A 19,324-nucleotide genomic window follows, 5' to 3' on the forward strand; every position below is an offset into this window, starting at 1 on the left:
CACGTGCGTTCGCTCGCAATGACGTAGGCATATAGCTCGCTTGTCATTGCGAGGAGGCGTAAGCCGACGAAGCAATCCATTTTCGGATTGCCGTGTCGCCGTAAAGCGGCTCCTCGCAATGACGTTAGTTTACATTGATAAATGCTAAGCTAATCGGGTTAGCTATAGTTACTTACTCATTGATGCTTGTGTCCCTTTACCCATAGCAGCCTCTTTTATTGCCGAACCTAGATTAACAACACTCTTGGCAACGTCTCCCATGGCTATAGCATTGTTTAAACTACTTTTAACTATAGCGCTAACTGCCTTACATGAACATTTTATTACATTCACCACCGCATTTAAAATCTTATTATCTTTGATGGCATTAATGGGTGCCTCAAATATTTTTTCAACTTTTTTTAATTGTTCTGTAGCAAAATCTTTTAAGCGACCTGTAAGAGTTAGTGAAGAGCTTAATTTATCTAGAGGTTTTTTATGATCTACATTATCAGCGAATTCCTTGAGTTTTTCAAATGAACTCATAAATTCCTCAAACACCTTTCCTGCTTTCTCAAATTCTAATTTCTTTACCCCAGAAAAAGCCTTACTAGCAGTACCAGAAAAACATTTCCGTGCTTCCTCCAGATTCTTTTTTACTTCTTCTAGTTGTTGCAAGGCTAGAAAAGTACCAGGCATTTCTCCTATATGACTCTTTAGTTCTTTTGCAGGCAAACTCTCTTGAACTTCATCTAGTTTTTTACCCATAATTTCCTCTGATTATTTAATTAAATTTTTTATCCATGGACTTCACTAGAAATTGTAGCAGAAAATTCCCATTATCTCAACCATTAAAAATCTAAATCGGCGTAGCATGTGGGTGGAGTAAAACCTGGTATTTTGTCTTGTAGTAGGGAGCGAAAGCTAGGTCTGGATTTGACTATTGCATACCAATGACGAATAGATGACCATTTATCCCAGTTAACTTCACCGAAATAATCTAGAACGGAGATATGACAGGCGGCAGCTATATCTGCACAGCTTAAGGAATTTGATGCAATAAAGCTACGTAACTCCAATAAATTGGACATATAGTTCAAGTGATGTGACAAATTAGTCTTTGCTGCTCTAAGAAAATCGGTTCTAGGTCCCCCTAATTGGCAGGATGGTCTTACTACTTTTTCATCGATAATAATTTTTGTTACTTCGCGGTAAAATTTTTCATTAAACCAACTGAGTAATCGACGGATTTCGCATCTAATATCAAAATCTTCGTCCATAAAATTAAAATTTGGATATTTTTCATGAAAATACTCAGTGATCGGATAAATTCCTGCTATAATTAAATTGGATGCCTCTTGTAAGACCGGTAAAGTACCCGCCTGATTTAAAGACAAAAATTCCTGATTCCTCTGCCAATAATCCTCTTTAACCATAGTAAATTGAGCATCTAGTTCTTTTAGCAACACCCGAACCTGACGTGATAATGGACAAATAGGATGATGGTATAATTTTCTCAATTAACTACCCTTGATTTAAACATTAAACCTAAAATGCACTACATCTCCATCTTGCATTTTATACTCTTTACCTTCTAAACGCATTTTACCCATTTCTTTGGCTTTTACTTCCCCATTAAACTTTATATAATCCTGATAGCTAATGACTTCAGCCCGAATAAAACCTTTCTCGAAATCAGTATGAATAATACCAGCTGCTTTAGGAGCCAGTGTACCATTACTAAAAGTCCAGGCATGTGTTTCTTTAGGCCCAACAGTAAAAAAGCTTTTTAGATCTAATAAATTATACATTTCTCTTATAATTTTACTCAGACCTGTTTCCGCAAGCCCTATACTATTTAAGAACTCAATTTTTTCCTCTTTACTTTCCAAAACTGCAATATCCGCTTCAATTTTCGATGAAATGAGGACATGTTTTGCCCCTTCTTCTTCAGCTTTTTTTGCTACAAGCTCGGTAAATTTATTACCAGTAATCGCCTCATTTTCCAAGACATTGCAAGCATATAAAACTGGCTTAGAAGTCAATAATTGCAATTGATCTAACATTTCTTTGCTATAAGCCTTGCTGATGCTGCGTACTGGCTTATCTATCGCTAGAGTTGCTTGAATTTCTTTTAATAACTCTACTTGATCTTTTAAAGCTTTATCACCTGTTTTTAAACGTTTCTCAGCATTCGTTAAACGTTTTTCTACCGATTCAAGATCGGCTAAAATTAATTCTGTTTCTATTATTTCAGCATCATATATTGGATCAATTTTATTATGTACATGAGTAATATCTATATCCTCAAAACAACGTAATACGTGCAAAATAGCATCGACCTCTCGTATATGAGATAAAAACTTATTACCAAGCCCCTCACCTTTACTAGCCCCTTGTACCAAGCCAGCAATATCGACGACTTCTATATAAGTAGGAATAATTTTAGTAGAATTAGCAACAACTGCCAACTCATTTAGCCTAATATCCGGTACTGATACTATAGCCGAATTTGGCTCTATAGTGCAGAAAGGATAATTAGCCGCTTCTGCTGCAATACTGGAAGTTAAAGCATTAAACAAAGTTGATTTTCCTACATTTGGCAAACCAACAATACCACATCTTAATGTCATAAATCTTTCCTTAAATAATATACTTCCGAATCTTTATCATAGCCACTTCTTACAAACTCTAATTTAAAGCCTAATTTTTCATAAAATGGTTTGGTCTGCCAATCGGTAGTGCATACAGTCATAAATTTACAATTACGCTCTCGTGCTACATCTTCCACCTTTGCCATCAGTAAAGTGCCATAATTCTGACCACGAAAATTTTCGGAAACCCATAACATGTCAACATATAAACAACCATAGAAGATCTTGCCATCTACACCAGCAACAAAATTTTTATCATTATCAAAACAGGTGAAGGAAAATGATTTTATAACATCAAGCCCCTTCTTGACTTTAGCCTGCTCATTTAAACCATCTTCCATTATCTTCATATATTGTGCATCTATGCTATTATCTGCATAGATTATCTGTAAATTTAATGGTTTCTCCATAATTTAAATTATACTCCTGCTAAATTCTTCTACTTTACCTGAAAGTAATAAATGGAAATTATTGGTTATTACTTCAATGGAACTGATAATAATTTTATATTCTTCTTTAGAAAAAGAAGCTAAGACGTAATCCGATACATCATCATATGCCGCTGGTCTTCCTACCCCAATTCTGATACGGTGATAATCATTCCCTACACACTGATCCAATGATTTTAAACCATTATGCCCTCCGCTACCACCAGCTAATTTATATTTTATTCGACCAATTTCTAAATCTATATCATCATGTAAAACGAAAATATTTGGTGGGTTGATATTATAGTAAGAACATATGGCTTGTACTGCTTTACCGGACAGATTCATATAAGTTACAGGTTTTGCCAATAGTAATTTCTGTCCGTCCACTATCCCTTGTGCCAGTTCTGCATGAAGTTTGGATTTTGTATTCCAAGAAATTTTATAGTATTCTGATAAATAATCGACAGCTATGAAGCCAACGTTATGACGAGTATTTTGATACTCCTTGCCTATATTCCCCAAACCTACAACGAGTACACTCTTCTGATTTGAGTATATATTTGAAGGCTTTGAAGAATTGGCTTCGCCAATAATTGAGGGATATTCACGCGTTTTTGATAATGTCATTATTACGACCTTTTGTCATTTCACACCACTTCATCATTTCCACCCACTATTGTCATATATGGACGAGTGAATTTGTTATTCCCGCGTAGGCGGGAATCTAGACCCCGCACCGAAGCAGGTATGACACAAAAATGGATTGCTTCGTCGTCATAAAACGACTCCTCGCAACGACGTTTGAGATGCATACACGTCATTGCGAGCGAACGTATGTGAGCGTGGCAATCCATAAATTGTCATATGGATTGCTTCGTCGACCTACGGTCTTCCTCGCAATGACGGCTAAAGCTTACACACTCCTCGCAATGACGGTTATATAATTATTTTGCTTTCACTTCGTCAGTTGCAGTTTCTTCACTTTCTGCCTTACTACCCTTACGCCCAATGATAGTAGCAATAATAAAATCACTTTTACTAGCTAGCTGAGTTCCTTCAGGTAATTTAATGCCTTTAGCTTTTAAAGACTGACCTATTAGCATATTGCTAACATCAATATTAACATTTTTAGGTATATTATTGACATCACATAAAAGAGTCATAGTTCTTTTGATGATATTAAAGAATCCACCCCTTTTAACTCCTAAAGCTCTTTCTTTACCTTCGTAAACTACTGGAACTTCCATTGTTTGGGTTTTTTCTTCTAAATGGACAAAATCAACATGCCTAACTATGTCAGTAATAGGGTGCAATTCTACAGCTTTTGGTAATACTTTATGAGTTTTGTTCCCCACTTTAATTTGAACAATGGATGATATAAAACCAGGCTTTCTATAGTGTTTAGTTATTTCTTTTTCTTCAATAGAAACGGCAAGTGGCTGTTTATTTGCTCCATAAACCACAGCAGGAACCATACCTCTTCTGCGTAGGTCTCTTGCAGCTCCTGTCCCAAATTTCTCCCGCATTTCCGCTGCAAGTTCTAATAGTTCACTCATCTTTTTCTCCCAAGAGCTTTTAATAATATTGGGTAATGATAGTACTAAATGCTAAAAAATTCAAGTATTAATTTGACAAGACGTTTGACTATTGTTTACTATAGACGTTCATAGTAAAGTTATTAAGAGGTTATCATATGTCGAAAGTTCAAGATCAAAAAAACATAGACGCTGTATTATCAAGTGAAGCAAATTCATTAACAAAGATGCAGAATGCTATAGGTGAACTCCTAGATGCTAATCAACAATTAAAAGGTAGCATAGAACTAAAACAGAAAGTAGATGCGTTAAAGAAGGAAGCACCATCTTTACCTTGGTTTAAAAGATTCGTACAAATTATTCCTCAAGTGAAATATCTTTTTATAAAAAATGATGAGCAGATTGCCGCAGAAAGGAGAGAAATCAACAGAGAGATACTCACATATGTTGATAATACATTAACAAAAGTAGGAAAAAAATCTTCATCTTTACAAGTAATCATCGATAAAGAATTACAGATAGGATTAGATAAAATTCTTAATAATGAATCATTATTGCCAGAACAATTGGAAAGAGCAGGAAAATTACAAGAGCATTTGAGCAGTTTAGGTGTATCCCAAAAAGATTTTAGAGAAATTGTACCAAAGTTTTATAATGCTAAAGAGGCTGTAGCATTAATGCACGAAAGAACACAGCTAACACAAATACAACAAGATATAACCGAACTGGTAAATGCTAATAGTAAGGTTCAAGGACTGCTTGCTATAAAAAAAGAATTAGCAGAATTGCAACAAGAATTACCATCAACTTGGCTAGACAACCTTAAGAAATCTGTTGCAAAAATTAAATATGCTTTCGTAAAAAGTCAAGAACAAATTTTAAAAGACACCGTAAACAAAAATAATCTAACGTTACAGTATGTTGATAATGCTTTAAAAACCACTGGTAAGATCATAGAAAGTTCAAAGTTAGATAGACAAAATAAGCTGCAGAAAGAATTAGAAAATCTGAAAAAAAGGAAGTTATTACCTGAACAGTCAGAACGCGTAAAACTTTTAAGTAGTGAAATTGATTTGACTTTTTCCAAAATAATTTCTACTTCAGAACCATTACTAACTACGATTGGTCAAGAGCAGACTCAGTCACAAGCCTTGCACTCATCAATGCCTAATCTACAGACGGTGCCACTACGTCCAGCCCCGCCACCACCTCATTTAGCTAACGCCTCATTACCAAACCAAGCTGTTCAGCAACAAAATACAATACCACCAGCACCGCCTCTACCTGGGGGTACAGGTCTTCAGCAAGCAGCCGGCTCTATACCACGACCAATACGTCCAGCTCCACCGCCGCCTCCTCCACTAACGCCTACTACTTCGTTGCCGGATATAAATGCTCCACAACCAGAAGAACATGCTAGACGAGCATCTATGCCATCGTCAACAAAACGGCATGCTCCACCTCCACCTGTACGTACTACGTCGTTGCAGAATCTAGCTGACCCACAACCAAATATTGCAGCGGAAATACCTCCAGCACCGCCACCACCACATGTGGTACCAGGCTTACAACAAGGGGCTCATCAAGAACCCCAAATAATACCACCGCCGCCACCATTGCCACCTACAGCAACCCAACCAGTTCCGCCGCCTCTACCAGGAGGGTTTGATCAACCGCTACCACCACCTCCACCACCACCACCGCCGCCACCTGGTCAAACTAACAACCCGGCAGCAGCAAACCCAATAGAAGGGCAGGAGAATGCTCATGGGCAGCTATTAAATGAAATTAATAAGGAAATACAACTTAAATCAGTAGCAGTATCTGAGAAGAAACCGGTAGGGGACGATCTATTAGCTGCAATTAGAGCTGGATTAAAACTTAAAAAAGTAGGTACAGATAAACAACACAAAGATGCTGTAGATAAAACTAAAGCAGGAGAGGAACCTTCTATTGCTACATCTCTGAGAGACGCAATTCTTACTAGAGCAAAGGCATTCCAACCTGATTACGATGATGAACACCCACATGCTGAGCTTGTGGAGTTTATTGAAAATAAAAAAGTTAATGAATCTACTCTTATTAATACACTTCATGATGAACTTCCTGAGACTAAAGATATTATTAAGACCAAAGAAAAGCTAGTTGAATTTATTGAGAAAGATTTCAGTGGGCAAGATTTTGAGGAATGGGAAGAAGATGATCAGGAAAAGAAACAAACAAGAATCGTTAACAAGCTAAATGAACTTAAAGAGAAGTATGAGAACAATGCTCTTGACTTATCAGCTAAGCCTGTTGTTGAAGTGGTAGCAACAAAGGAAGAGCTCCCTAAAAAGCTTCAGGCAGAAGCAAAAGCTATTGTAGCCGCTATCCCTAAATCCAAGAATGTTACAGGAGCCAATAAGCCCCTTCCTCCACCACCTCTTCCCCATAAAATTCGACCTGTAGGTGGTCAGGGTGTATAAGGGCAGTGTACACTAATGTTGGGGTTAAGTAGGTGTATCAAAACGACGTCATTGCGAGGAGCCACTTTAGTGGCGACAAAACAATCCATTCATTTTTGGATTACTGCGTTGCCGCAAAGCAACTCCTTGCAATGACTCTTGGTGAGCAGGTTTTTTATTCATCAATTCATTCAACAACCTGATCTAAATAAATTACTTGAAAATATTGTTTAGCCGCTAACGACTGTATATTAGGTATTTCAGGATATTGTAATAATAATGGCAAGAATACGCTTTCTCCAATAACAATACGGGTATTTACTCCAGCAGGTGTCATTGCGAGACCACGCAAGTAGGTTGTGGCAATCCACATTAATTAGATTGCTTCGTCGTCATAAAACGATTCCTCGCAATGACCGTTGTAGTTTACAATATCCTCAAACGTTATTGTGAATAGATGGCAGTTTGCTATGGATCAATACCAATATCGGGTATAATATTAGTTTGTCTCATTAATTTGTGATTTAGATTTCTCTAAGTATTTTAATATTTCTTCATGTAACTTAGTCCATTTAACTTGTTTTTTCATAAGAGGTAGGAATTCTTTCTTCCATACTGTTATGTATTGCTGATAATATTCTTGTTCGAATTTTTGGAATTCAGAAGAAATGTTTTCTTTAAACATAGCTATTAAATTTGAAACCTCAGTAATTTTATGAGCTTCTAAAGATTCCAAAGATAAAATGTCTTGTTGTAAAACATCTATTTTATTTAATAAATTGTTTTTAAAGGTATTATATGGCAAGATTATATCATACCTTAAATCAGAATTATAATATATTTCCATTTTATATATTAAGCTATTGAACGTATTACGTGATACCTCTTGTTCATAATTTGTAAGGGAAGTTAATAAATATTTATAGTCTTTTTCATTTAAATCACGTGGTTTAATAAGCATATGAATTTTGGAGTGTAAATTATTGAATTCACTATAAATACTATCTCGATACTTATCTAAAAGCTTAGGAAATACATCTTGTTGCTCAAGTTTTAAAGGTAAATCCTTCCTAATTTCTATTGGTAGATTATGTATCGAAAACTGATATACTACCCACATAAAACTCTCATCAAATTCATTTGAATAATTGATACGATCATCAGGCAAAACTACCTTACCTTCTTTATCATTCCAAGGTCGTATCTTATAAAAAAATCTATTCAGTCTTTCTTTTAATTTTAGAATATCTGTGTTTTTATCTCCCATTTTATATAATACTTTATCCATTAAGTGCTTAGCCTCGTTGGATTCTATTCTATTATTTATATGAAGCCCTATATTATTTCTTTCCAATAACTCCCAATCAAATAATCTATGCGGATCAACTTTACGTAGCACATAACTGTCAAATGCTTTACTATACAATATTGTTCCTATTTCAGAATGACTAAATATCATATCTTTTCTTATTTTAAAACGTTTCATAAGATATAGGAGCAATTCTTTTACAGATTCCATTTGCTGTTGTGAAAACAATTCACGCCCAGTATTCACTATTTCTATGCCGATAGAATAATTATTTAAAGCAGTTAATTCTTCAAATTGCTCACCCATTTTAATTTTAGCATAACTAATACCAGCATGGTATGCTCGCTTTTCTAAAGGAACCGTTAACGTAATACTGCCATCCTTATCTACAATAAAATGAGCAGACAGACCTATTTTGTTTAGCAATTCTTTTGTATCTTTTAATGTTGATATACCAGTATGGTGAACTATAACCATTGATACTTTTCTACCTTCTCTGTCACCATAATTTGCAACTGGCACAGGGTCTAGGAAAAGTAAGTTTTTCTTTTGCAATACAGGAAGTTCTCTTTGTAAATGAGCAAAATCATTGTGAAATCTTACAATATCAGGATGTGACTTAGATAAAGCACCAACTTTTTTATGGGAACACCCAACATTTAACAATGCAACTATTATAACAAGATAGTATCTTGAAAAAATCTTAAAAGCTTTATTGGTCATACAAATATAAAATCACTAAATAAAATATATTAAAAAATTAAGTACTTATCTTTCATTTTAGATTATTCAATGGTAAATTCAAGGGATTAATTAGTATCACCGTAATTCAGGGCGATTTAAAAGTTACACTATAACTTTATAAAATAATTATAGAAATGTAAACAATTTAATGCTATAAGTAAGCGGTGCTATGGTCATATGACTTGGAGAGGTGGCCGAGAGGCTGAAGGCGACGGTTTGCTAAACCGTTATACGGGTTAACCGTATCGAGGGTTCGAATCCCTCTCTCTCCGCCAATACTTATTACCCTTCCAGGGTTTTCTAATTTTATAAAACAATCCATATGCTCCTTACAAGTTGAAAAATAAGGGGTATATTTGCTCTCAACTGCATCAGATAATCTGGCACGATGAAGCCAAAACGGATTTTTGTTTTTGGATAAAAAGCGATAAACTAATTATAAAACGTATAGAATCGTTAATAGAGAGTATAACAAATCATAGTACCCTACAATTTTTATTCTATAAGTATTACAACAGCAATAAAAACATCATTGCAAGAAGGCGTAAGCCAAGAAGCAATCCATTCCTGGTTCATTTTTTGGATTGCTTCGTCGACCTTACGGTCTCCTCGCAATGACGCTTGGTAACCAGATTTTTTATTCATCATAAGAAAATAGTAAAAAAATATAGGGTGCTATCTGCCTGCGATAATTAATGAAGAAATTATGATGTCCAAGACTTTAAAATGTTATTTTGTTTTAAAACTAATATTTTTGAATTTATAATTGCTGCCCAAATAACAGCAGTCTTGAAAAAATTAATAAAGTACATTATTATATATCAGATAATGATAACTAATATAGTGAACATAGTATGAGAACTATTATTGATATACCTGACATGCAAGTAAAAATTTTGAATCAACTATCAAAGAAAAAAAAAGTGTCGAGGGCAGAAATTATAAGACAAGCTTTGGCTGACTATATAACCAATTATACTAAAAGTAAAAAAGGCTATAAATCAGCATTTGGTATATGGAAAGATCAAAAATTGGATGGCTTATTATATCAACAAAAATTACGTGGTGAGTGGGGTGAATGAAAGTATTATTTGATACTAATATATTGATAGATTATTTGTTAGGACATACAGTGGCTAGTAAAGAACTTGAGCAATATAAAGATTGTCAAATTAGTATAATAACTAAAATGGAAATATTAGTTGGAGCGTCAGAGGATAACGACGAAACCACCAGAGAGTTCTTAGATAATTTTACCATAATTGACTTAAATAAAGAAATAGCTGAAATTGCCATCTCTATTAGAAAAGAGCATAAAATCAAACTACCTGATGCAATAATATGGGCAACAGCTAAGTATTGCAATGGTTTGTTAATAACTAGAAATACCAAAGATTTTCCTATCCATGCCTCTGACATAAAAGTTCCGTACAATATATAATTGATAGAATGGGAATTCTATGAGATTATTTGGTTGTACATGAGTATCAACTTTCCAGTAATCGACCTCAGTTTAATAGGAATTATGATGTCCAAGATTTTAAAAATCGGTAAGTGTCAAGTACAGTTACTACCTTTATTGCTTACTATATTAGCATTTGTCATCCTCTTATCACTAGGGTTTTGGCAGATTGTTAGATTACAGGAAAAAGAACTATTTTTAAGTTCAATGAAAAATAATCTTAATAATCCTCCTATTGATATAAAAACACTTAGTGCAGATAAATTATATGCTAAAGTAAAGATGAATGGGCATTTTTTAACTGGTAAGAATTTACATCTTTATGGACGTAAATCAATGTCCACTGAAAAAGATGGTTATTATTTAGTTAGTCCTTTTCAAACTGATGATAATAAGATAATCTTAGTTGTACTAGGGTGGTTTGCTGGAAAACATAAGAAAAATATTGATAATATAGTAGATGATTCTACGGAAATTACCGGTGTAATTCTCCTTGGTGAGAAAACCAAGCTGTTTGTCTTAGATAATGATGTTAAAAATAATGTTTGGTTTACTTTAGATTTAACTCAAGCATCTGATATTCTTGGTTTGACATTAGAGAGTTTTTATTTAATTATGGAAGGTAACAATAATCAATCTGAGATTGTTAAAAGTTTATCGATTAACAATCTGTTAAATGTCAGAAATGATCATTTAGAATATGCCATTACCTGGTTTACATTGGCAATTTCATTAGCAATAATGTTTGTGATTTATCATTTGCCTAAAAGAAATTAAAAATTAAGTAGGGAGAGTTGTTATGATATTAAAAGTAGGCGATATTGCACCAAATTTTACTATGCCAATAGGCGAAGATAGTAAAATCAATTTATCAGATTTATCAGGTAAGTTTGTTGTATTATATTTTTATCCGAAAGATGATACACCAGGCTGTACTATTGAAGCAGGTGATTTTAATAGGCTAAAGCCAGAATTTGAAAAAATGAATACCGTAATTGTTGGTGTATCAAAGGACAATTTAGATTCTCATGATAAATTCAAGAAAAAATATTGTTTGGATTTTGATCTTGCGTCAGATTCTAACTCTGATACTTGTGAAAAATATGGAGTTTGGGTAGAAAAATCGATGTTTGGTAAGAAATATATGGGGGTCGAGAGAACTACCTTCTTAATAGACAAAAAAGGTAAGATAGCTCACATTTGGTCAAAAGTGCAAGTGGCTAAACATGCTGAAGATGTGTTGAACCAGCTGCGGAAAATAAATTGAAATAATAATATCTTCATGTAGTATACAAAACAAATGTAACTTTATGTAGGTATAAATGACTAACTGGTTTTGTAAAGGTATTATTGTTGTTTATTTTCTTCTAACTATAACCCATGCAGCCCATGCTGAAAATTTTTTTGTAGTCAAAAAACAGGCTGAACAGTTAGAGAATAGACCTGTTGACAACCAGGCTATTGACCAGCTCAAAATATATTTACGGGAAATAAAATCTATTGCTGTGGATTTTACCCAAGAAGATTCGGCGGGAAATCAGACTGAAGGGAAGCTGTTAATTAATAAACCTGCGAAATTTCGCTGTAATTATTATTCACCATTTCCTTTGGTGATTATTGGTAATGCTAACTATGTGTCGGTATATGACTATGATATGAAACATGTAAGTCGCATTAAGGCAGAGGAGAACGTATTTAATTTTTTGTTAGAAGACAGCATAGATTTTGATAAATATTTTAAAATTGAGTCGACGATAGATCGAGATAATATGTTTGAAATTACTATTTATCATACTTTATCAGAGCGACGTAGTCAAATTACCTTTGACAAAGAGACTAAACAGATGAAAATGTTAAAAATACTTGAGGATGACAATGTTATTACCATAAAATTTAATCATATTGCAAAAGTACAGAATTTTGATGATGATTTGTTCAAGCTCAAACATCCAGACATATTTGGAGCACCAAAGAGACTGAACAAAAGCGATATAGAAAAAAAATATAATTTAGCTAGTTAAATAGCTTGCCTATAGATGAAAAAAGCACTATTTTATCACATGCTAGTAGTGGGCATTGGCTCTGTTCAGTTGGTCAGGTTCGAAAGGAAGCAGCCAAAATAGTCTCTGGTGGGTCATTACTAGCATATAATATATATATGAAAACAAACAAAATTCATGCTATTGCACGGGCTTATATAAGAGATGAAGATTCTGTATTAGTTGCTGACAATGGAAAAAATCTATTTTTGCCTGGTGGTCACATAAAACACCAAGAGTCAATTCATACCGCATTATCAAGAGAACTAAGAGAAGAAATAGGGCTAATTAATTTTGAATTAGGCAATTTTGTTGGCATGATAGAAAATATATGGGATTATAATGGCAAAGCTGTTCATGAGCATTGCATAATTTTTAAAGTTATTTCAAAAGATTTATCTATAAATAGAGAAGTTAAATCAAAGGAAGATCACTTAAAATTCCATTGGATAAAATTTAATGAACTGATACATCTTAACTTTTTACCTGATGGTTTATATAATTTGTTATCTAGATACGAAAAAGATGGTTTATCTCACTTTAAATCATTAATTAACTAGGCTCTGTGAACAAAATTTTAATTGTTTAGATTTTGAGTATTTTTAAGTGAAAATTAATAAGATTTTTGCCGGAATAGTTAGTTCTATTTCAAAAAAATCTTATAATTTGCAGCTAAAAAGAGTCGAAATCTAAACAATTAAAATTTTGTTCACAGAGCCTAGGTGTTTAAGGAATATTATTAATATAAAAAATATCAACTATTTTAGTTGTATGCCTTAATTAAATTGCTCTTACTATGATAACGCATCTCATCATATTTTGTGAATATAGCTGTGACAAAAACAACTGACCAATATATTACCTTTGCTAGAAAATATCGTCCGGCTAATTTCTCTGAACTATACGGACAAGAAGTTTTAACAAAAATTCTAAACTATACTATTCAAAAGGATCGTATATCTCAAGGCTATCTTCTTACTGGTATTAGAGGAGTTGGTAAAACTACGGCAGCACGTATTATTGCTAAAACTATTAATTGTACCAATCCAATAGTTAAAGGTGAGTATATTAAGCCTTGTGAGAATTGTCAGAATTGTAATAGTTTTAACAAAAATAATCATCCTGATATAATTGAAATGGATGCTGCCAGTAAGACAAGTGTTGATGATATTCGTAAAATAATAGAAAGCAGTGATTACAAACCGCTAATTGGTAGGTATAGTATCTTTATAATTGATGAAGTTCATATGCTGTCTAAAGGGGCATTTAATGCGTTACTTAAAATTCTTGAAGAACCACCAGCTCATGTCATATTCATATTTGCTACTACCGAACCACAAAAAATTCCATTGACCGTAATTTCTAGATGTCAACGCTATGATTTAAGAAGATTAACATTTGATGATATTTTCCAATTAATTCAAGAAATTGCCAAAAAAGAACAGTTGAAAATTGAAATAGAGGCTCTTAAAATAATTGCATCTAGATCTGATGGGTCGGCTAGAGATGCGGTCTCAGTACTAGATCAAGCAACAAGTTTGGGGGCAGGGGAGGTTATTACCCCTGAAATCGTTTATCAAATACTTGGTTTAGTTGATACAGCTAGTATCATCAAATTCTTTGAGTATATTATTCAAAAAGATGCGGCTAAGTCGATTGATTTAGTAAACCAGCTTTATATCTCTTCAGCAAATTTAGAAATTTTTGTAGGCTTAGTTGCTGATTTTAGTGCCTATCTTAATAAGGCAAAGATATTACCTGATTATCAAAATCCTATATATTTACCTTTTAATGATCAGGTTACAGCTATTTTAACAAAAGTTACCCTTTCTCAATTGTCTATTATCTGGCAAATATATAGTAAAGGGATTATAGAAATGAAAACTTCCCATAATCAGTTAATAGAAGCTGAAATGTTGGTGATAAAATCCATCTACTCACAAATGTTGCCATCACTAGAGGAATTAGTGGATATACATAATGATAGGGCACAACTAGAACAGCCTGTATTACAACAATCAACTCAAAATTATCAAATTACCGATTTTCTGGAGTTTTTACATTTGCAGAATGAGATGGAAATTTATTACATATTGTTAAACCAAGTGGAGTTAAAATCCTTTGCACTTCAGACTATGGAAATTGCTGGAAATGATCTGAATAATAAAATAAGAGAGCAAATTGCTAGCTTGTTATTTGCTTGGTCAGGTAAAAACTGGAATGTTATCATTACAAAACAACTAACAATAATTACTCTTAAAGAGCAATTGACGAATAAAGTAAAATCAAGTAAAGATTGGGAAATTTTAACAAAACACTTTCCAAATATCACGATTTCAGATATCCTGTTAAAGAATTAAAGAGATATAAGTATGGTAAATTTTAATCAGTTTTTAAAACAAGCTCAGTCAATGCAGAAAAAAATGCAGGAGATGCAAGAGCAAATGGCAAGTACTGAATATTCTGGAAATGCAGGTGGCGGGTTAGTAAATATTACCGTTAGTGGTCGAGGTGAAGTTCGTAAGGTCTCTATTGATGCCTCTTTGCTTAAAGAGACCGAGAAAGAGTTGCTGGAAGATTTAATTGTTGCAGCTTTCAGTGATGCAAAAAGCAAAGTTGATGAGGATTCACAAAATTCTATGCATAATGCTTTTGGTAACATTGGTTTACCACCTGGACTAAAAATGCCTTTTTAAGTCCTTGTGATATATTTAATAACATTCTTGTAAATGTTGAAGGATATTGTGAGCGTTCACGATTTTTTTGCTATTTTCTTGTGATAAATAAAAAAAATCTTAGTACCAAGCGTCATTGCGAGGAGACCGTAAGGTCTACGAAGCAATCCAGGAACGTGATTGAAAATGGATTGCTTCGTCGGCTACGCCTTCTCGCAATGATATCTTGTACTTTAATTTTTTCTTTCTGTGAATGCTCACAAGTTAGAATTTAAGCCTTGCACCAATAAGAGCAACAGTACCTCTAGTTTTTGTTTTAGGAGCTTCAACAAAATAAACTGGTTTACCTTTAGCTTGGAAATAAGATATTTCAGCATAAGGCAACAACCCTGGTGTTACTAAATACTGAGTACCAAGACTTATTGTATCAACAGTATTTTTATACTTCAGCGATCTAAAATAGGAAACACTTGTTTTCATAGGTCCCTGCCCATAGGCAATTGCCCCCTTATAATATTGCGTGTTACGACCAACTTTATGATAAGCTTTTGAAGTTAAACTTTTACCTAAATTACCATAAGAAGCTGCACAGGAAATATTACCGTAAGTAAAGATTGCTCCTAAATTGTAAGAAGCTAGATTTGATAGCTTATATCTATATAATACCTTGTCATCGGGATCTAATACTATAATCTTACTAGCTGGTTTACCATACTCTCCTGTAATGCCCACTTTTACTGATACATCATCTATAATTTCATATTTATAGGATATTCCTGCAGAAATCGCATCTCTGACATTATGATTTATAATCACCTGATTATCTTTACCACCGTTTATATCTGGTACTTTTACTTTAGTTACACCAACCCCTAATTTACTCAAACCCTTATCGTCTAAATTTTTTAGACTACGATTACCACCAGTATTTGCTGAATCAGGAATATAAGAAATACCAAACTGAAAACCTTGCATTTCAGGTGTATAGTAAGAAACTTTTCTAGATGTCTCTGTTTTGCTACTGATGTCATCAAAGCTATTGCTGAACGAACCCATGTGAAAAATACTACTACCGGACGTATCAAAATCTGGCTTTAGACCCTTATATTTCATATTGTCATCATATAGTACTGCAAACTTACTCCAACCACAACCAGCAAGTGGTACAGCAGTTGAACCAGTGCCAACACTCATGTTAGAAGCAGCGTCATGAGGAGATCCTAACTCTACTTTACCATAGTCTGTTTCTAAGAAAATATGAGAACCATTATAAGCTGCAGAAAGTTTTGCTTTAGTGGTTGTTAGTAAAACTATTTTGGCTCCAACTGTCACATCATTCAATTCTTGTTTGGCAGTAGCCATAAAAGCAGCTTCAGTATAAAATCCAAGATTTTTCTTATTATCAGTAATATTTTTACTTGTCCCTGACAATTTTTTCTGATTTCTATAACCAGATTGGAAATCAAAACACCCTTCTAATTTTATTTCTGTATCTGAAGCAGCATCAGCTTGAGTAGCACTACCACTAGCGAATGCTATGCTTGAAAAACAAGAAAAACATAGTAATATCATTAATTTTTTCATTGTAATACCTAAATTTCAATTCACTTATCTTCATTCATCCATACTTACTTAAATACAGACCAATTTCTTATTTAAAATTATAGCATAAGATAAATCATAATGTAACTAAATAACTCATAAATAGCTGTGTTTACTATATAAATAGGCTAGTTGTAATAGCAAATTTACAACTATGGTAATATTTTTTAATTGTTGCTAATACCATAGAAATATTGTATTTTAGTTTAGTGGGTTGAAATTGTTGTGAAGAACAAAGGTGGGTTTAACCCACCTTTTTTATTAGACTTCCTGCATAAGTCAATCTAGTTGGTGATTTTGTCGTCGAAACTTGCCTCCGCTCCTTAACAATCGTCTATGTACGCGAAGGTAGCAGGCTTCTTTTCTCCTAAAAATCCCGAGGGTTTTTTTGACTTATGCAGGAAGTCTATTGAAGTATTTAAAATATTTATATTAGTAATGCAAACTATAGAACAACAAATTATATATGTTATACAAGATAGCCTAAAAGATCTTGGTTTTGATTTAGTAAAAGTAACTTTAAAGGGTTCAAGCCATAAAGTACTTGAAGTGTTAATAGATAGATTGGATGGCAAGAAGGTTAATATAATAGATTGTCGTAATGTTAGTAGAAATATCTCGGCACTCTTAGATGTTGAAGATATAATTAGTGATAAATATTTTTTAGAAATTTGTTCAGCAGGTATCGAACGTCCCTTAATAAAATTTGAAGATTATACGAGATTTCTTGGTAGGGAAGCTACAATAAAACTAAAAGAATTATTAAATGGTAGAACTCGATATCAGGGAAAGATAGTTAAAGCTGAAGACAATAAAATTCATCTGCATAATAATGGTGAAGATATAGTGCTTTCATTTGATATGATAAAAAAAGCCTCTTTAGTATTAACAGATGAAATGTTCAGAAATTTAATGAATAAAAAATCTTAAAAGGTAGTGATTTTATGGTTAATATTGGTAACATAGAAATTCTACAGATCATAGACTCTGTGGCTAGAGAAAAGAACCTGCCTAAGGAAGCTTTGCTTTCGGCTATGGAACAGGCTGTACAGGCTGCAGGACGTAAGAAATATGGCAATGAACATAATATAAAAGCTGAGATTAACAGAAAAAATGGTAATATTAGTCTTTTTAGAGTCCTTGATGTAGTAGATGATGTAGAGAATCATTTTACTCAAATTTCTTTAAGTGATGCTACTGAGAAGAAAGCTGATGCTAAAATTGGCGATGAAATTTATGAACTCTTACCACCCATTGATCTTGGGCATGTTGCAGCTCAAACAGCTAAGCAAATAATAATACAACGCGTTGGTGAAACGGAAAGAGAAAAACAATATGAAGATTTTAAAGATAAGAAAGGTGAGATTTTAAATGGTATTGTTAAGAGAATAGAGTTTAATAATATCATAGTTGATCTTGGTCGTGCTGAGGCAATAATTAAAAAGGAACAGCTAATTAGAGGAGAAAACTTTAAAGTTAATGACCGTATTAAAGCGTATGTACAAGATGTAAGATTGGTGTCTAAAGGTCCACAAATTTTTCTATCTAGAAGCGATGACCAAATGCTAATAAAATTACTTGAATTAGAGATTCCAGAGATTTATGATAATATAATTGAATTGCGAGCTATAGCCCGTGATCCTGGATCAAAGGCAAAAGTTGCAGTATTTGCTTCTGATTCTAGCATTGATCCTATAGGTTCATGCGTAGGAATTAAAGGTAATAGAATTAGAGCTATTACTAATGAACTTAATGGTGAAAAGATAGATATAATATTATGGAGTAAGAATATTGCCCAGTTTATTATGAATGCATTGGCTCCTGCAGAAATTGCAAAAATTGTCATCGATGAAGATAAAAATATAGTTGATGTAGTCGTATCTCAAGATAATTTGAGTCTTGCAATTGGTAGAAGAGGTCAAAATGTTCGTTTAGCATCTAGGCTTACTGGTTGGAATATTAATATAATGACCGAAGATCAAGAATCTAAACGAAGAAATGATGAGTTTCGTTCTGCTACTGAATTATTTATGGAATCGCTGGATGTTGAAGAAGTGATATCACAATTGTTATCTGCTGAAGGTTTTACTTCTTTAGAACAGTTGGCTTCTAGTAAGATTGAAACTTTAATGAATATTGAAGGATTTGAAGAAGAATTAGCAACTGAGATCATCGAGCGATCAATAAATTATGTAAATGCTAAGAATGAAAAAATTATTATTAAGCTTGAGGATTTAGGTGTTGAACAAGAATTAATTGATGTATTGGATTTACAACCGGAATTCATATTAAAATTAGCTGAATATGGTATAAAGACTATAGAAGATTTGGGAGAGCTAACAGTTAATGAGTTTAAATCTTTAGTGCCTAATTCTAGTATGGTAGATAATGATATCGAATTACTAATTCGCACAGCTCGTACTGCTGATGATGAGTAAGCTGTTTGAGTT

Annotated in this window: 20 protein-coding genes, 1 tRNA gene and 1 other RNA gene; 13 read left to right on the forward strand and 9 right to left on the reverse strand. The window is 33.4% G+C overall.

Going from position 1 to position 19,324, the window contains the following annotated elements:
- Window positions 1-168: 168 nt before the first annotated feature.
- From AAGD42_RS06855 to AAGD42_RS06880, 6 genes are all read right to left on the reverse strand, one after another.
- On the reverse strand, window positions 169-747 hold the full coding sequence (locus tag AAGD42_RS06855; protein WP_341752753.1) for a hypothetical protein: 579 nt from the start codon (window positions 745-747) through the stop codon (window positions 169-171).
- An 83-nt stretch (window positions 748-830) separates the two neighbouring features.
- A complete protein-coding gene (locus AAGD42_RS06860; RefSeq protein WP_341749723.1) occupies window positions 831-1,499 on the reverse strand; it encodes a glutathione S-transferase family protein in 669 nt (222 codons plus the stop codon).
- 15 nt (window positions 1,500-1,514) lie between these two features.
- Complete coding sequence (ychF, locus tag AAGD42_RS06865; protein WP_341752754.1) at window positions 1,515-2,612, reverse strand: redox-regulated ATPase YchF; 1,098 nt, start codon at window positions 2,610-2,612, stop codon at window positions 1,515-1,517.
- Complete coding sequence (locus AAGD42_RS06870; protein WP_341752755.1) at window positions 2,609-3,043, reverse strand: GNAT family N-acetyltransferase; 435 nt, start codon at window positions 3,041-3,043, stop codon at window positions 2,609-2,611. Before AAGD42_RS06870 ends, ychF begins: the two co-directional genes overlap by 4 nt.
- 3 nt (window positions 3,044-3,046) lie before the next feature.
- The gene (pth, locus tag AAGD42_RS06875) at window positions 3,047-3,691 is read right to left on the reverse strand and encodes an aminoacyl-tRNA hydrolase (protein ID WP_341752756.1); all 645 of its coding nucleotides are present in this window, start codon (window positions 3,689-3,691) and stop codon (window positions 3,047-3,049) included.
- 317 nt (window positions 3,692-4,008) lie between these two features.
- Window positions 4,009-4,620 carry a 50S ribosomal protein L25/general stress protein Ctc gene (locus AAGD42_RS06880; RefSeq protein ID WP_341752757.1) on the reverse strand — a complete coding sequence of 204 codons (612 nt, stop codon included), beginning with the start codon at window positions 4,618-4,620 and terminating at the stop codon, window positions 4,009-4,011.
- Between the two features lie 137 nt (window positions 4,621-4,757).
- Between AAGD42_RS06880 and AAGD42_RS06885 the strand changes: the two genes are divergently transcribed.
- A complete protein-coding gene (locus AAGD42_RS06885; RefSeq protein ID WP_341752758.1) occupies window positions 4,758-7,064 on the forward strand; it encodes a WH2 domain-containing protein in 2,307 nt (768 codons plus the stop codon).
- Between the two features lie 166 nt (window positions 7,065-7,230).
- Here the strand turns inward: AAGD42_RS06885 and AAGD42_RS06890 are convergent, their stop codons facing one another.
- Both AAGD42_RS06890 and AAGD42_RS06895 read right to left on the reverse strand, forming a co-directional pair.
- On the reverse strand, window positions 7,231-7,380 hold the full coding sequence (locus AAGD42_RS06890; protein WP_341749716.1) for a hypothetical protein: 150 nt from the start codon (window positions 7,378-7,380) through the stop codon (window positions 7,231-7,233).
- Between the two features lie 162 nt (window positions 7,381-7,542).
- The gene (locus tag AAGD42_RS06895; RefSeq protein ID WP_341752759.1) at window positions 7,543-9,075 is read right to left on the reverse strand and encodes an N-acetylmuramoyl-L-alanine amidase; all 1,533 of its coding nucleotides are present in this window, start codon (window positions 9,073-9,075) and stop codon (window positions 7,543-7,545) included.
- 205 nt (window positions 9,076-9,280) lie between these two features.
- Here AAGD42_RS06895 and AAGD42_RS06900 point away from each other — a divergent pair.
- The 10 genes from AAGD42_RS06900 to AAGD42_RS06945 all read left to right on the forward strand — a co-directional run bounded on the left by AAGD42_RS06900 (window position 9,281) and on the right by AAGD42_RS06945 (window position 15,293).
- Window positions 9,281-9,371 (forward strand) — tRNA-Ser (locus tag AAGD42_RS06900).
- Window positions 9,372-9,950: 579 nt separating this feature from the next.
- On the forward strand, window positions 9,951-10,178 hold the full coding sequence (locus AAGD42_RS06905; protein ID WP_341748994.1) for a CopG family transcriptional regulator: 228 nt from the start codon (window positions 9,951-9,953) through the stop codon (window positions 10,176-10,178).
- A complete protein-coding gene (locus tag AAGD42_RS06910) occupies window positions 10,175-10,537 on the forward strand; it encodes a type II toxin-antitoxin system VapC family toxin (RefSeq protein ID WP_094648949.1) in 363 nt (120 codons plus the stop codon). Before AAGD42_RS06905 ends, AAGD42_RS06910 begins: the two co-directional genes overlap by 4 nt.
- An 87-nt stretch (window positions 10,538-10,624) precedes the next feature.
- Complete coding sequence (locus AAGD42_RS06915; protein ID WP_341760735.1) at window positions 10,625-11,335, forward strand: SURF1 family protein; 711 nt, start codon at window positions 10,625-10,627, stop codon at window positions 11,333-11,335.
- A 22-nt stretch (window positions 11,336-11,357) separates the two neighbouring features.
- A complete protein-coding gene (bcp, locus tag AAGD42_RS06920) occupies window positions 11,358-11,825 on the forward strand; it encodes a thioredoxin-dependent thiol peroxidase (RefSeq protein ID WP_250311312.1) in 468 nt (155 codons plus the stop codon).
- Window positions 11,826-11,880: 55 nt separating this feature from the next.
- Entirely contained in the window at window positions 11,881-12,579 is a 699-nt protein-coding gene (locus AAGD42_RS06925; RefSeq protein ID WP_341752761.1) for an outer-membrane lipoprotein carrier protein LolA, read from the forward strand.
- Between the two features lie 37 nt (window positions 12,580-12,616).
- An RNA gene (gene ffs, locus AAGD42_RS06930) (signal recognition particle sRNA small type) lies at window positions 12,617-12,710 on the forward strand.
- 6 nt (window positions 12,711-12,716) lie between these two features.
- A complete protein-coding gene (locus AAGD42_RS06935) occupies window positions 12,717-13,157 on the forward strand; it encodes an NUDIX domain-containing protein (protein ID WP_341752762.1) in 441 nt (146 codons plus the stop codon).
- 267 nt (window positions 13,158-13,424) lie between these two features.
- Window positions 13,425-14,957 (forward strand): DNA polymerase III subunit gamma/tau, encoded by a 1,533-nt coding sequence (dnaX, locus tag AAGD42_RS06940; RefSeq protein WP_410520968.1) that lies wholly within the window; start codon window positions 13,425-13,427, stop codon window positions 14,955-14,957.
- 12 nt (window positions 14,958-14,969) lie between these two features.
- A complete protein-coding gene (locus tag AAGD42_RS06945; RefSeq protein WP_341749707.1) occupies window positions 14,970-15,293 on the forward strand; it encodes a YbaB/EbfC family nucleoid-associated protein in 324 nt (107 codons plus the stop codon).
- Window positions 15,294-15,536: 243 nt separating this feature from the next.
- Here AAGD42_RS06945 and AAGD42_RS06950 read toward each other — a convergent pair whose 3' ends face one another.
- Window positions 15,537-16,856, reverse strand: a complete 1,320-nt coding sequence (locus tag AAGD42_RS06950) for a porin (RefSeq protein WP_341752764.1) — start codon at window positions 16,854-16,856, stop codon at window positions 15,537-15,539.
- 456 nt (window positions 16,857-17,312) lie between these two features.
- On the opposite strand from AAGD42_RS06950, the gene rimP reads away from it, so the two are divergent.
- Both rimP and nusA read left to right on the forward strand, forming a co-directional pair.
- On the forward strand, window positions 17,313-17,804 hold the full coding sequence (rimP, locus tag AAGD42_RS06955; protein ID WP_341752765.1) for a ribosome maturation factor RimP: 492 nt from the start codon (window positions 17,313-17,315) through the stop codon (window positions 17,802-17,804).
- Between the two features lie 14 nt (window positions 17,805-17,818).
- Window positions 17,819-19,312 carry a transcription termination factor NusA gene (nusA, locus tag AAGD42_RS06960; protein WP_341752766.1) on the forward strand — a complete coding sequence of 498 codons (1,494 nt, stop codon included), beginning with the start codon at window positions 17,819-17,821 and terminating at the stop codon, window positions 19,310-19,312.
- Window positions 19,313-19,324 lie beyond the last annotated feature (12 nt).

It is taken from the genome of Candidatus Tisiphia endosymbiont of Dioctria linearis (genome assembly GCF_964026545.1).
Classification (GTDB): domain Bacteria; phylum Pseudomonadota; class Alphaproteobacteria; order Rickettsiales; family Rickettsiaceae; genus Tisiphia.

Coding starts and splice junctions, on each gene's coding strand:
- bcp (WP_250311312.1), top strand. CDS start 11,358: ATGATATTAAAAGTAGGCGATATTGCACCAAATTTTACTATGCCAATA.
- AAGD42_RS06880 (WP_341752757.1), bottom strand. CDS start 4,620: ATGAGTGAACTATTAGAACTTGCAGCGGAAATGCGGGAGAAATTTGGG.
- AAGD42_RS06870 (WP_341752755.1), bottom strand. CDS start 3,043: ATGGAGAAACCATTAAATTTACAGATAATCTATGCAGATAATAGCATA.
- AAGD42_RS06890 (WP_341749716.1), bottom strand. CDS start 7,380: ATGACACCTGCTGGAGTAAATACCCGTATTGTTATTGGAGAAAGCGTA.
- AAGD42_RS06885 (WP_341752758.1), top strand. CDS start 4,758: ATGTCGAAAGTTCAAGATCAAAAAAACATAGACGCTGTATTATCAAGT.
- AAGD42_RS06925 (WP_341752761.1), top strand. CDS start 11,881: ATGACTAACTGGTTTTGTAAAGGTATTATTGTTGTTTATTTTCTTCTA.
- AAGD42_RS06950 (WP_341752764.1), bottom strand. CDS start 16,856: ATGAAAAAATTAATGATATTACTATGTTTTTCTTGTTTTTCAAGCATA.
- rimP (WP_341752765.1), top strand. CDS start 17,313: ATGCAAACTATAGAACAACAAATTATATATGTTATACAAGATAGCCTA.
- pth (WP_341752756.1), bottom strand. CDS start 3,691: ATGACATTATCAAAAACGCGTGAATATCCCTCAATTATTGGCGAAGCC.
- AAGD42_RS06905 (WP_341748994.1), top strand. CDS start 9,951: ATGAGAACTATTATTGATATACCTGACATGCAAGTAAAAATTTTGAAT.
- AAGD42_RS06915 (WP_341760735.1), top strand. CDS start 10,625: ATGTCCAAGATTTTAAAAATCGGTAAGTGTCAAGTACAGTTACTACCT.
- AAGD42_RS06895 (WP_341752759.1), bottom strand. CDS start 9,075: ATGACCAATAAAGCTTTTAAGATTTTTTCAAGATACTATCTTGTTATA.
- AAGD42_RS06910 (WP_094648949.1), top strand. CDS start 10,175: ATGAAAGTATTATTTGATACTAATATATTGATAGATTATTTGTTAGGA.
- AAGD42_RS06855 (WP_341752753.1), bottom strand. CDS start 747: ATGGGTAAAAAACTAGATGAAGTTCAAGAGAGTTTGCCTGCAAAAGAA.
- AAGD42_RS06935 (WP_341752762.1), top strand. CDS start 12,717: ATGAAAACAAACAAAATTCATGCTATTGCACGGGCTTATATAAGAGAT.
- AAGD42_RS06945 (WP_341749707.1), top strand. CDS start 14,970: ATGGTAAATTTTAATCAGTTTTTAAAACAAGCTCAGTCAATGCAGAAA.
- nusA (WP_341752766.1), top strand. CDS start 17,819: ATGGTTAATATTGGTAACATAGAAATTCTACAGATCATAGACTCTGTG.
- ychF (WP_341752754.1), bottom strand. CDS start 2,612: ATGACATTAAGATGTGGTATTGTTGGTTTGCCAAATGTAGGAAAATCA.